The 12,457-nt window shown below is 65.8% G+C and carries 13 protein-coding genes and 1 pseudogene; 8 read left to right on the forward strand and 6 right to left on the reverse strand.

Going from position 1 to position 12,457, the window contains the following annotated elements; genetic code table 11:
• Window positions 1-38: 38 nt before the first annotated feature.
• The 6 genes from AB5S17_RS21220 to AB5S17_RS21245 all read right to left on the reverse strand — a co-directional run bounded on the left by AB5S17_RS21220 (window position 39) and on the right by AB5S17_RS21245 (window position 5,444).
• Window positions 39-1,304, reverse strand: coding sequence for a CpaE family protein (locus AB5S17_RS21220; protein WP_369243176.1), 1,266 nt, complete (start codon window positions 1,302-1,304; stop codon window positions 39-41).
• Window positions 1,305-1,312: 8 nt separating this feature from the next.
• On the reverse strand, window positions 1,313-2,044 hold the full coding sequence (locus AB5S17_RS21225; protein WP_369243178.1) for a CpaD family pilus assembly protein: 732 nt from the start codon (window positions 2,042-2,044) through the stop codon (window positions 1,313-1,315).
• A gap of 20 nt (window positions 2,045-2,064) precedes the next feature.
• Entirely contained in the window at window positions 2,065-3,642 is a 1,578-nt protein-coding gene (locus AB5S17_RS21230) for a type II and III secretion system protein family protein (protein WP_369243180.1), read from the reverse strand.
• 11 nt (window positions 3,643-3,653) lie between these two features.
• Window positions 3,654-4,475 carry a Flp pilus assembly protein CpaB gene (gene cpaB / locus AB5S17_RS21235; protein ID WP_369243182.1) on the reverse strand — a complete coding sequence of 274 codons (822 nt, stop codon included), beginning with the start codon at window positions 4,473-4,475 and terminating at the stop codon, window positions 3,654-3,656.
• A gap of 157 nt (window positions 4,476-4,632) precedes the next feature.
• Window positions 4,633-5,148: a prepilin peptidase gene (locus AB5S17_RS21240; RefSeq protein ID WP_369243184.1), complete on the reverse strand. Its 516-nt coding sequence runs from the start codon at window positions 5,146-5,148 to the stop codon at window positions 4,633-4,635.
• A 119-nt stretch (window positions 5,149-5,267) separates the two neighbouring features.
• On the reverse strand, window positions 5,268-5,444 hold the full coding sequence (locus AB5S17_RS21245; protein ID WP_369243186.1) for a Flp family type IVb pilin: 177 nt from the start codon (window positions 5,442-5,444) through the stop codon (window positions 5,268-5,270).
• 243 nt (window positions 5,445-5,687) lie between these two features.
• Between AB5S17_RS21245 and AB5S17_RS21250 the strand changes: the two genes are divergently transcribed.
• From AB5S17_RS21250 to AB5S17_RS21285, 8 genes and pseudogenes are all read left to right on the forward strand, one after another.
• The gene (locus tag AB5S17_RS21250) at window positions 5,688-6,155 is read left to right on the forward strand and encodes a pilus assembly protein N-terminal domain-containing protein (protein WP_369243188.1); all 468 of its coding nucleotides are present in this window, start codon (window positions 5,688-5,690) and stop codon (window positions 6,153-6,155) included.
• 121 nt (window positions 6,156-6,276) lie between these two features.
• The gene (locus AB5S17_RS21255; RefSeq protein ID WP_369243190.1) at window positions 6,277-6,831 is read left to right on the forward strand and encodes a TadE/TadG family type IV pilus assembly protein; all 555 of its coding nucleotides are present in this window, start codon (window positions 6,277-6,279) and stop codon (window positions 6,829-6,831) included.
• Window positions 6,831-7,427: a TadE/TadG family type IV pilus assembly protein gene (locus AB5S17_RS21260; protein ID WP_369243192.1), complete on the forward strand. Its 597-nt coding sequence runs from the start codon at window positions 6,831-6,833 to the stop codon at window positions 7,425-7,427. The genes AB5S17_RS21255 and AB5S17_RS21260 overlap by 1 nt, the downstream gene beginning before the upstream one ends.
• A gap of 43 nt (window positions 7,428-7,470) precedes the next feature.
• Window positions 7,471-8,664, forward strand: coding sequence for a phosphopentomutase (locus AB5S17_RS21265; RefSeq protein WP_369243193.1), 1,194 nt, complete (start codon window positions 7,471-7,473; stop codon window positions 8,662-8,664).
• 92 nt (window positions 8,665-8,756) lie between these two features.
• A pseudogene (locus AB5S17_RS21270) lies at window positions 8,757-9,811 on the forward strand (adenosine deaminase).
• A gap of 39 nt (window positions 9,812-9,850) precedes the next feature.
• Window positions 9,851-10,480, forward strand: coding sequence for a uracil phosphoribosyltransferase (gene upp, locus AB5S17_RS21275; protein WP_369243194.1), 630 nt, complete (start codon window positions 9,851-9,853; stop codon window positions 10,478-10,480).
• Window positions 10,481-10,853: 373 nt separating this feature from the next.
• Complete coding sequence (locus AB5S17_RS21280; protein ID WP_369243200.1) at window positions 10,854-11,195, forward strand: DUF1778 domain-containing protein; 342 nt, start codon at window positions 10,854-10,856, stop codon at window positions 11,193-11,195.
• The gene (locus AB5S17_RS21285; protein ID WP_369243195.1) at window positions 11,183-11,713 is read left to right on the forward strand and encodes a GNAT family N-acetyltransferase; all 531 of its coding nucleotides are present in this window, start codon (window positions 11,183-11,185) and stop codon (window positions 11,711-11,713) included. Before AB5S17_RS21280 ends, AB5S17_RS21285 begins: the two co-directional genes overlap by 13 nt.
• The last annotated feature ends 744 nt before the right edge of the window (window positions 11,714-12,457 follow it).

Here is a 12,457-nt window from a genome sequence, read left to right on the forward strand (position 1 = left end):
ATCCGCTACTCTCCTGGAAGTCTTTCCGGCGCCCGGCGCTATTTCCGACGCAGCCGGTCCAGCAGCCCCGCCTTCTTCGGCTTCTTCGCCTCGCCGCGCCCGGTCAGGACATGCGCGATGTGGTGGAAGGCCTCGATCGACGGATGCTTGGCATCGGTCTCGGCGATCATCCGGCCGCTGTTGGCGGCATTGCCGAAGGCGTTCGGGTCGAAGGCGATCTCGGCGATCGGTTCGAGGCCGAGCGGGGCGGAAAACTCCGACGCCGAGATTTCCGGACGCTTGGGAACCTGCAGCTGGTTCAACACCAGGTGCGGCGCCGCATCGTTCGGCCGCAGCTTCTTCAGCGTGTCGACGAGGTTCTTGGCGTTGCGCAGGTTGGCGAGATCCGGCGTCGCCGTCAGCACGATCTGGTCGGCGCTCGCAAGGACCTCCCGGGTCCAGTCGCCCCAGGCGTGCGGCACGTCGAGGACGACCGCCGGGGCGCTGCGCTGCGCGGTCTCGATCAGCGCGCTGAACGCGTCTGGCCCGAAGTCGTAGGTGCGGTCGAGGATCGACGGCGCCGCGAGCAGCGACAGGTGCTCGGCGCATTGCGCCAGCAGCCGGTCGAGCAGAACGTCGTCCATCCGGTCGGCCGAGAAGATCGCCTCGGCGATGCCCTGCGCCGGATCCTGGTCGAAATTGATGTTCGCCGTCCCGAAGGGCAGATCGAGATCGGCAAGGACGACGTCGCTCGCAAACAGCTTGGAGATCGACCAGGCGACGTTGTGGGCGATGGTCGAGGAGCCGACGCCGCCCTTGGCGCCGACGAAGGCGATGGAACGGCCGAGCGGCTCGGCATCGTCGGCGACGAAGAGCGAGCTGATCACGCCCATCACGTCCGCGAGCGAGATCGGCGCCACCAGATATTCCGAGATGCCGTTGCGCACGAGGTCGCGATAGAGCTGGACGTCGTTGTAATGGCCGATGATCACCACCCGCGAGCCGGGATCGCAGACCTCGGCGAGCGTCTCCAGATCCGCCAGCATCTCGTGCGGCGGCTGGCGCGACTCCAGGAAGACGAGATTGGGCGTCGGCGCGGACGAGAAATGTTCGGTGGCGGCGCGGATCCCGCCCATCTGGACCTTCAGATGGGCCTTCGCCATGCGACGGTCGGTTCCGGCCTTCTCCAGCGGAGCGGCCACGCCGTCCGTCTCGCAGAAGGCCTGGATGGAGATCCGCGGGATCGGCCGGACCTTGTCGAGCAGCGCGCGCTCGCTGGCGTCGCTCCCTGCCGCATTCTCGAAGGCGGCACTGTCCCTGGTCATGTGCTGGTTTACCATGAGTAATCGACCTCGGACTTGGACGGGTCGGTGACGGTCGTCTGGCCCTTGCGGTAATGGTCGAGGACGGTCGAGCGGCGGGCCGCATCGATCGGGTCCATGCCGCGCGGCCCGAGAAGATCGCGCGGATCGGCGACCTGGGCGGCAAGGTTATGCTGGGTGGCGCAGCCGAAGTTGAAGTATTCCTTGTTCTCCGACGTCTCCGACAGATCCTCCGGCCAGCGGCCGCAGGCGTCGGTCTTGGCGACCAGCGTCGAGAAGGCGAGCCGGATCGGCGTCGGACCGTTGTCGCCGATCGCCTGATAGGGCTGCACGATGATGCGGTTGCGACCGATCCTGTTGCGGTAGAGCGTCGCCACGACATCGTGCGAGACGCGCTCCGCCGCGCCCTGATTGGCCGAACCGTAGGGCAGCATCACCCGCATCGTGTCGGCGCCCGACGCACGGAAGCGGGCGGAGAACTCCTCCACCCGACTACGCGCGCCGAGCGTCAGCTTGGCCTCCGACGAGGTCACCGGCAGGTCGATCGCGGTCTCGGCCTGCGACACGACGATCGGGTGCCGCGTGCGGTAGTCGTCCGGGATCGTCCCGACCTCGACATTGTGGACGTTGGCGCAGCCGGCGAAGGCCGACAGCAAGGCGATCGGCAGGATCGCCGCGAGGGCTCGCCGGCGGGCGGGCCGCAGGCCGCTTCGGCAGGAGAGATTGGCAGGACGGGTCGTCACGGTGGTCATCCTCGCTACCGTCATTTGTAGATGTAGCCGACGACGCCGTGATACCGGCCCGGCGGCAGATCGGTTTGCATGTGGCCGTAGACGCGGTTCAGGCGGCCGAGGAAGTTGGCGGAACCGTCGCTGGAGAAGTTCAGGCCGTCGTCCGGGCGCGCCAGCGCCTGACGCGCGACCGGCCGCACGAGATAGGGCGTCACGATGACCACGAGCTCGGTCTCGTAGTGCTGGAAGTCGCGGCTGCGGAACAGCGTCCCGAGTACCGGGATCTTGGCGAGGCCCGGAAAGCCCGAGATCACCTGCCGCGTCTCGTCGCGCATCAGGCCGGCGATCACCAGCGACCCGCCGGAGGGCAGCTCGACCGTGGTGTCGGCCAGGCGCTTGCGCAGCCCGATGATGCCGACGCCGGGACCGTATTTGTCGCCGTTGAAGTTGAAGGGCTGTTCGAAGGTCGGTTCCGAGACGCTGGTGCGGATCTTCAGGCTGATGCGGCCCGGCGACAGGACGACGGGAGTAAAGTCAAGACCGATTCCGTACTCGACCTGCTTGGTATCGATGGTCGCGTAGCCATCGCTCGTCACGTGGCCGTTCTGATCGAGCGTCGCCGGCGTAAACGTGCGCCCGCTCGGAACGGTGAATTCGCCGCCGACCTTGAAGCTGGCTTTTTCGCCGGAAACCGCGGTGAGGCTCGGCTCCGCCAGAGTGCGCATGACCCCGGCCTGCTCCATAGCGCTGACCTCGGCACTGACGCCGTAATCGCCGATTGCCTTCTTGTAGAGTCCAACAGCGCTGTTGGAGATCGCCTTGCCGAGGCCGTAGGGGTTGTCGAAATTGGCGTAGGAGATGCCGTCATTGCTGGAGACCGAGCCGTTGAGGCCGAGCTGCTTGACGACGGAGCGCTGCACCTCGGCGACCGTGACCTTCAGCGTGACCTGATCCTCGCCGTTGATCTGCAGGAGGTTGATGATCTGGCTCTGCTGGCGGTTTTCCTGGGCGAAGGCGACATCGCCGTTGCCGCCCTGGGAGCCGCCGGGCGCCGTCGCCGACTGGATGTACTGTCCGGTCGTCGCCTCGCCGCCGGTGACGAAGATGCGGGCGAGGCGCTCGACCTTCGTGGCGTCCTGCGGCGTCTGCACGGTGCCGGTCAGGACGACGTTGTCGTTCAGCATCTCGACGGTGACGTCGCTGTCCGGCACGTATTTGCGGATCGAGGCTTCGAGGCCGCTGATGTCGCGCTCGATCTTCAGGTCGATGGAGGCGATCTGGTGGTTCTGCGCGTCGAAGACGACGATGTTCGTCTGGCCGATCTGCTTGCCGAAGATGTAGATGCGGCGGGCATCGCGGGTGACGGCGTCGGCAACGGCGGGATTGGCGACCAGGATGTCGTGAGCATCGGCCGAGAGCACGATCACCTTCGACTTGTTCAGGCCGAGATTGATCGTCTGGTGGCCGGCACCGACATTGACCACCGCCTGTTCGGCGAAGGCCGTTGTCGGCAGGGCGACGGGCGTCAGCACGGTGGATGCCGCGGCGAGCCCGAGGATCGACTGGCGCAGCGCGCCCAGGATCTTCTGCGTCGGGAGGAAAGCGGTCATGGGTTCGCCCGTCATTTCGTCGTGGTGATGTCGGTGGATTGGCCGTAGCGGACGACCCGGATCGTGCTCTTCTGGTGCTTGTCCTGCGCCAGCAGGAAGGCCGCATAGCCGGGCGTCCCGGGGATCGAGTCGGACAGCGAGCGCAGCGACAGCACCAGGCGGTCGGCCATCTGCTGGGCCGAGGTCAGCGCCTCGGCCTGGTCCGGATCGACCTCCAGCGTCGCGGTCGTGCCGACGACGACCTTCTGGCCGTCCTTCTCCTGGACCGCCTGATCGATCGCCAGGACCCTGAGGTTCCGGAGCACGGTCTCGGTGGCCATGTGTTCGCCCTGGCCGTCCGAGTTCGCGACCTTGCGCGTCATGATCACGTCGACATGGTCGTTCGGCAGGATGAAGCCGCCGGCAGCCGTGTCCGCCGCGATGCGGACGGCCACGGCGCGCTTGCCGGCCGGCAGGATGGCGGACATGAAGCCGTGGTCGGGCCGGATCAGCTTGGCTTCGCGGACCGGTTCGCCGGCAAAGAAGGACTGGCGCGCGACCGAGCCCTTGAGCTTCTCGATCGCGTCCGGCTCGTTCTTCTTCAGGATCAGCGTCGGGCCGATCCCGTCTTCCGGCCATTTCTGCCAACCGAGCGCGCCATTGACCGATGCGCCCATCTCGAGCGCCTTGGTCGTGGTCAGGACATCCTCGAGCTTGACCGGCGGCTGGGCCGGCGCCGCGGTGATGATCACCGGGTCGTTCGACTTCGAGCTCGACAGGTTGAGGGCAAGCAGTCCGGCCCCGAGCGCCGCCACAAAGGCGACGCCGATGACTGCGACACGGGCCAGGCTCATCCGATCACTCCCGCAACGACGCCGCACCAGCGCGGCTGTCCGGGACCGTTATCGAACGGAAACCGTCAATGTATGGTTAATGAAATCTATCGAGAGGCGACGTAGGGGAAAAAAATCGGAGCGTCGCAGTGTTGGGGACCGCTCGCGGCGCCGCCGATCACGATGCGAGGCCGCGCACCGCAATGTCCATCCAGGCGCTGTTGGTGTAGACGAAGAGGCCGGCCGCGCCGAGCGCGATGCCATAGGGCACGCCGGTGTTGCGCTCCAGAAGCCGATCCACGAAGGCGACGCCGGTGGCCGGCATGACATGCGAGCGCATCGCCAGCAGGGCGATGGTCAGGCCGCCGCCGCAGAGCGCGCCGAACAGAAGATATTGCAGGAGATCCTGCCCAGGCCCGAACCACAGCGTGGTCGCGGCCAGAAGCTTGGCGTCGCCGCCGCCGATCCAGCCCGCCGCGAACAGCCCGAAGGCGACGACCAGGCAGAGAAAGCCCGCCGCAGCATGGGAGCCGACCGCCTGCCACGGCATGCCCGACAGCGCCGCCGCGAGGAAGAACGCCGCCGCCAATCCCAGACAGACGCGATTCTCGATGCGCATGGTCAGCAGATCGGTGGATGCTGCGTAGATCATCGCAAAGGGGAAGGCGATCAGGAGAAGGACGGAAAGCAGCATGCCGGAAGTCCTCATGAAGCGTGAGCAGCGGCAGACCGTCTCCGGTCCGCCGCTTGAAGCATCTGCACCATCAATGTCCGCACCGCGCGCATCGCAATGCGGACATCGAGTTGAAGGGATTACTTGACGCCGTTGTTCATCGTGTTGGCGACGTTGTCGAAGGTCGTCTTGAGCTGCGGAGCGAGCAGACCGAACGCGGCGATCAGGGCGACGGCCATGATGCCGGCGATGAGACCGTATTCGATGGCGGTGGCGCCGGACTCGTCCTTGACGAAGCGAGCGAAGAGCTTGGACATGGGAACTCCTTCCAATCCGTTTGTAGCACTCCCGTCGACTGTTCTTCGTCGATCGGATGGGTGAACCATACGGCGGCGCTCTTGCGATGGACTTAAAGCGGAAGGTTGATTTTTAGTTACCCGCGGCAGCGTGAAGAAAAGAAGAAAGTTTCGGATGCCGCAGGAAATCTTTACCTTCCGTTCACCCTATCGCGCGAGGCTGTCCCTCACACGCTCCAAAGCTCCTTCACGCCGGACATCCCGATGACCTTGTTCCCGCGGCTCTTCTCGCTCGGCCTCCTCGTCGCCCTCTCCTGGCCTGTTTCGCAGGCCGAGGCAGCCGGTTCCGACATCCTGGGGATCGCGGTCGATCACGCCCGGATCCTGAAGATCGACCAGCCGGCCGCGACCGTCATCATCGGCAACCCCGCCATCGTCGACGTGGACGTGCTCAGCGCCGACCGTCTGGTCCTGACCGGCAAGAGCTACGGCATCACCAATGTCGTCATCCTCGACAAGGACGGCAATCCGATCCTCGATGAGCAGGTGGCCGTCCAGACCTTCGAAGACAAGACCGTGCGCGTCTACCGGCAGGCGAGCCGCACCACCCTCGCCTGCGCGCCGAAATGCGAGCCGACCGTGACCATCGGCGACGACACCAAGGCCTTCGCCGAGGCGACGCAGCAATACCAGGCGCGCCAGCAGATGGCGGTCAACGCGGCCAAGCACTGACACGATGCGGCAAGCGGTGTCGCGCCGTCCGATCGACTTTTGCGCTTCCCGCTAAGGCTTTCCTTACCCCTCGGCGCTACGGTCGCTGCATTCGCAACGCTAGCTGGCGGGGACGAAGCGCATGTCGCCGGGTTGGAAAACCGCCCAATCGCCTGAACCGAAGCACCGTCGCGGGCTTCGCGCGTTCCTGCGTGATCGCCGCGGCGCGACGGCCATCGAATTTGCGATTCTGGCGGGACCGTTCTTCATCCTGATGCTCGTCCTGCTCGAGACCTCGACGATCTTCATCGGCGAACTCGTCCTCGACCGCGCCGTGGCCAAGGTGGGACGCGAAGTGCGCACCGGACAGGCCACCAACGCCGGCGTCAGCAAGGCGGACTTCAGGCAGATGATCTGCGACGAGGTCAGCTTCATGATGAACTGCGGCAAGCTGCAGATCGACCTTCAGTCCTACGGGACGTTCTCCGCCATTCCGACCAGCATCCCCGTCAAGAACGGCGATATCGACGCCTCCAAGCTGGGCTACGCGCTGCCGACGAGCGAGACGATCACGGCGCTGCGCGTCTACTACAAATGGCCGCTCTACACCGACGTTCTCCGCGAGATGTCGACCACGATGAGCGACCACTCCTTCGTCCTCGTCGCGAGCGCGGCCTTCCGCACGGAGCCGTTCTGATGCGCAGCGGCTTCTTTCCCAAGCTCGAACGGCTGTCCCGCGGCTTGCGGCGGATCGGCTCGCTCTGGAAGGATCGCAGCGGCGTCGGCGCCGTCGAATTCGCCCTCACCGTGCCGTTCATCGCCATCATCTACATGGCCGGCTCCGACGCCTCCATGGCGGTGTCGGTCAACCGCAAGATCCACAACGCCTCCTCGACGATCGACGATCTCGTCACGCAGTCGCAGTCGATGACGAAGTCGGAACTTTCGGCGCTGATGAACGTGACGGCGTCGCTGGTCGAGCCCTACAGCCAGTCCTCGGTGTTCATCCGCGTCACCCAGGTGAAGATCGACGCCAACGGCAAGCAGACGGTCGACTGGACGCAGTCCTACAACCCCATCGCCTCCTACGGCACGATCAAGGCCGGCGACATCTTCCATCTTCCGTCGTCCTTCGCGAACGAGAGAAGCGTCTACGTCATCGTCACCGAGGCCTATTACGACTACGACGCGCTCGGCGGCTACGGACTGACGGGCCCTATCAAAATGGGCGAGACCAACTATCTCTATCCGCGGATCGGGACGATGATCCCCTGCAGCGACTGCGCGAGCTGACGCTTCGCCGCACGGGGCTCGTCCGCGCGGGAGGAGATGCCGTTTGAGCCGTGCCCTGTTGATCGTCCTCGATTCCTTCGGAATCGGCGGGGCACCCGACGCGGACGCGTTCGGAGACGAGGGCGCCGACACGCTCGGCCACATCCTCGCGGCGAGCCGACGCGGGGAAGCCGATCGCGCCGGCCTTCGCAAGGGCCCGCTGGCGCTGCCGAACCTTGCTCGCCTCGGCCTCTTCCACGCCGCGGGAATCGTAACCGGGGACCGCCCCGCCGGGCTGTGGGGCTCCGCCGCCGAGGTCTCGCGCGGCAAGGACACGCCCTCCGGCCACTGGGAGATCGCCGGCGTTCCCGTCGCCTTCGACTGGGGCTACTTCCCGAAGACCGTTCCGGCCTTTCCGGCCTCGCTGATCCAGGAGATCCTGGACGACAGCGCGATCCCCGGCATTCTCGGCGACCGCCACGCCTCGGGCACCGAGATCATCGCCGAACTCGGCGAAGAGAGCATCCGGACCGGCAGGCCGATCTTCTACACCTCGTCCGACAGCGTGCTGCAGATCGCGGCGCACGAGACGCATTTCGGCCTGGACCGGCTCTACGCCCTCTGCGAGGTCGCGCGCCGGCACGTCGATCCGCTGAACATCGGCCGCGTCATCGCCCGCCCCTTCCTCGGCGAGAGCGCCGCCGATTTCCGCCGCACCGCCAACCGGCGCGACTATGCCGTGCCGCCGCCGGAGCCGACCCTGCTCGACCGGGTGGAGGCCGCCGGCCACAGGGTGATCGGCATCGGCAAGATCGGCGACATCTTCGCCCATCGCGGCGTCAGCGAGGTGCGCAAGGGCGACGGCAACATGGCGCTCTTCGACCGCATGCTGGAGGCGCTGGACGATGCGGCGGACGGCGACCTCGTCTTCGCCAACTTCGTCGACTTCGACACGCTCTTTGGCCATCGCCGCGACGTTGCCGGCTATGCCGCGGCGCTCGAGGCCTTCGACGCGCGCCTGCCGGAGCTGCAGGCGCGGCTGCGGCCCGGCGACATCGCCATCGTCACCGCCGACCATGGCTGCGACCCGACCTTCAGGGGCAGCGACCACACCCGCGAATGCGTGCCGGTGCTCGTCTTCGGGCCACAGGTCTCCCCGGGCACGATCGGCCGCCGCGAGACCTTCGCCGATATCGGCGAGAGCGCCGCGGCCCATCTCGGCCTGCCGCCCGGCCCGCACGGCAGGAGCTTCCTCTGAGCATCGTCGCCGGACCGGCCGGCGATGCCCGGTTTCCGATTGCCGAGCTCCACTGCCACATCGAGGGCGCCGCACACCCCGCCCTCGTGCAGATGCTCGCCCGTCGCCACGGCATCGACCTTTCCGGCATCATCCGCGACGACGCCTATGTCTGGCACGACTTCACAAGCTTCCTCGCCGCCTACGACCGGGCCTCGACCGTCTTCCGCACCGAGGAGGACTTCGCCGAACTCGCGGCCGACCATCTGACCCGCCTTGCCGCCGCGGGCACGCTCTATGCCGAGTTCTTCATCTCGCCCGACCACGCCTCGGCCGCCGGCGTCAGCCCGGAGGCTTATGCGGGCGGCCTGTCCCGCGGCATCGCCCGGGCGCGCGCGGCGACGGGCATCGACGCGCGGATGATCGTCGTCGGGGTGCGCCATCTCGGGCCCGATTCGGTCGAGCGGGCGGCGCGGTTCGCCTGCCGTGCGGGCCTGCCCGACATCACCGGCTTCGGCTTGGCCGGCGACGAGCGGATCGGCGTGCATGCCGACTTCGCGCGGGCCTTCGACATCGCCCGCGACGCNCGGCGCGGTTCGCCTGCCGTGCGGGCCTGCCCGACATCACCGGCTTCGGCTTGGCCGGCGACGAGCGGATCGGCGTGCATGCCGACTTCGCGCGGGCCTTCGACATCGCCCGCGACGCCGGCCTCGGGCTGACGATCCATGCCGGCGAACTCTGCGGGGCCGACAGCGTGCGCGCCGCGATCGCGGCGGTGCGGCCGTTCCGCATCGGCCACGGCGTGCGCGCGATCGAAGACCCCGGGCTCGTCGCCGAGATCGCCGAACGGGGAATCGTGCTGGAGGTCTGCCCGGGCTCGAACCTCGCCCTCGGCGTTTATCCCGACATCGTCGCCCATCCGCTGAAGCGCCTCGTCGAGGCCGGCGTGAAGGTGACGCTCGGCTCGGACGATCCACCGTTTTTCCGCACCAGCCTTTCGGCCGAATACCGGCTGGCGGAGGCGGCCGGCATCGATGCGGCGGGCCGCCTCGCCCTCACCCGCAATGCGCTCGACGCCGCCTTCGTCGACGAAGCGACGCGGCGCACGCTGCTCGACCGCATGGTGCTTTCGGCGCTCTCGCTTGGCGCGCCGGGAACATCGCAGTAGGAAGACGGACAAGACAGGCAGAAGCGAGAGCGAGGCACCATGGACGGCGTCACCGTCATCGACCACCCGCTGGTCCAGCACAAGCTGACCATCATGCGCAACAAGGAGACCTCGACGGCGAGCTTCCGCCGGCTCCTGCGGGAGATCTCGACGCTCCTGTGCTACGAGGTCACGCGCAACCTGGACCTGACGACGGCGCGCATCGAGACGCCGATGCAGGCGATGGACGCGCCGACGCTGGAGGGCAAGAAGCTGGTCTTCGCCTCGATCCTTCGAGCCGGCAACGGCCTCCTCGAAGGCATGCTCGACCTCGTGCCGGCCGCCCGCGTCGCCCATGTCGGCATCTACCGCGACCACGCGACGCTGCAGCCGGTCGAATACTATTTCAAGGCGCCGGAAGACCTCGCCAACCGCCTGGTGATCGTCGTCGACCCGATGCTCGCGACCGCCAATTCCGCGACCGCCGCGATCGACAAGCTGAAGGAGCGCGGCGCCCAGAACATCCGCTTCCTCTGCCTCCTCGCCGCCCCCGAAGGCATCGAGCGCTTCCGCAAGGCCCATCCCGACGTGCCGGTCTTCACCGCCGCGATCGACAGCCACCTCAACGAGAAGGGGTATATCGTGCCGGGGCTCGGCGATGCGGGCGACCGGATGTACGGGACGAAGTAGGGGGCGCGGCTCCTTTCGGGACTTAGCCCCCTTGGAGGGCAGGCAACGAAAGCTTCGAACGCGGTACGGCGGAGGCCGCATTGGAGTCACCTCTTCTGGATGTCGGCTCTGCGCCCCTGTCAGTCGTTTGTGTTAAAAGGTACGCGTATCAAAGCGGACATAGCTTCGCTTCGCGCAACAGCCGGAAGCGGGCGCACTGTGACAAGTGGGCGTCATGCGCGCGATTGCCTCGCCCTTTTGCATTAGTGACGGAAGCCGAATGGCAGAGACCGCCTGTAGTATGATTCCAGCGCAGCAGAGCGGTCCGACAGGGCAACGCCCAGCTGCACCCTTCGTATTGACGTCGTAGATACGCATGGGCATATTGCCAGCTATGTCAAAGGTGCGCACATCCTTTCCAAAAATCCCGGATCAGGAGGCCGGAATGGTCGCAGAGCGGTCTTCGATTGCCGATACGAAGGGGAGTATCAATCTCCGGATTGAGACGAACACGCGTCAGCTCATCGACGATGCAGCAGCGGTTCTGGGCAAGACGCGCACCGAATTCATGGTCGAGAGCGCCCGGCGGCAGGCGATCGATGTGCTGCTCGACCAGCGGCTGTTCGCACTGAATCCTGAGCGTTACGATGCATTCATGCACGCGCTTGACAATCCGCCCGCCTCCGGGCCGAAGCTGCGGTCCCTGCTACGCCGAGTGCCGGCATGGCAGAAGTAGAGAATTCATCGGAACACCCGGACGTTGCGCTTTCCGCTCCCGTTCCTCTCACGGATGAACACGATACGTCGCATTTTGACTGCGGTGAACCAGCGTTAAATGACTGGCTGCGTCACCGAGCCCTGAAGAACGAAAGCCGCTTCTCGCGCACCTATGTCGTCTGCCGTGGACATCGGGTTGTGGCCTACTTCTGTATCTCGGCCGGAGCGGTCGAGCGCAGGGCAGCGCCCGGCAAATTGCGTCGCAACGCGCCCGACACGATCCCGGTCTCGGTGATCGGGCGCTTGGCCGTCGATCGCGACCATGCAGGGAAAGGTCTCGGCGCCGATATTCTTTCGGATGCGTTGCGTCGGATCGCCATTGCCTCTCAAAGCATCGGCATTGGCGCCGTGCTGGTCCACGCGAAGGACGAAGCCGCCAAACGCTTTTATCTCCGCTGCGCGGAGTTCATTGCATACCCCGAAGACGGCCGCACGCTGTTTCTACCCATCGAAACCGTCGTCGCCGCGTTCAGCTAGATTTGAAGTGAGGGCACCGTGGGGGAAGCCAAGCGGAAAAAGAAACAATGGGAGCAACTGGCGTGGCCGCGTTCGGATAGTTTTCGGGGAGTTATTGACCTTCACACTCTCCCCCCGGTAGCGAACATCAACGGCGCACGGATCCGTGAATTGACCGGGGACGATCGGATACCCGCCGACGCCCAGCTAACGTTGAGGACATTCCGTGCCGTGGTGGGCGAGCGGTCGTTCCAAGTAGGCTTTTGTCTCGGCAATGAGTACGGATTCAGCGCTCTCGGAATCGCAATCATAGACCGGTTGATGGTAGAGCGCCAGGCGCACCACTCCATGTGGTGCCGGTTGTTCATTAGGGAGATTGCCTGGCGGCTCAGGGAATTCTGATCCTCCGAAATGCCCGACGAATGGTTGAGCTTTCAGCCTTTCATAGAGGGTTCAGCGGAAACATCCGTGATTTCTGAATCTCAGTACCACGACGACCGCGATCAATCTCGTTGAAATATGAGAGGCGACGAGTTCAAGCAGGCGTCGGCATCGATAGCGCCAGCAAGTCGCATTAATGCCGAAAAACCGGAGGGACCTTTCGCAAGCTCAAAGGCAGCTCTCCTCGTATTGGGCATCAGAGCAGACGGTATGTCCTCTTAAGCTTCTTGACTAACGAATGACATGACGGTTTCGACCGGCCTGCGGCCCATGTTGCGGTAGCCGAGGTGCGGGCGTTCGGTGTTGTAGTGGACGAGCCAGGCG

It is taken from the genome of Jiella sp. M17.18, from assembly GCF_041027365.1.
Classification (GTDB): domain Bacteria; phylum Pseudomonadota; class Alphaproteobacteria; order Rhizobiales; family Rhizobiaceae; genus VKMB-3413.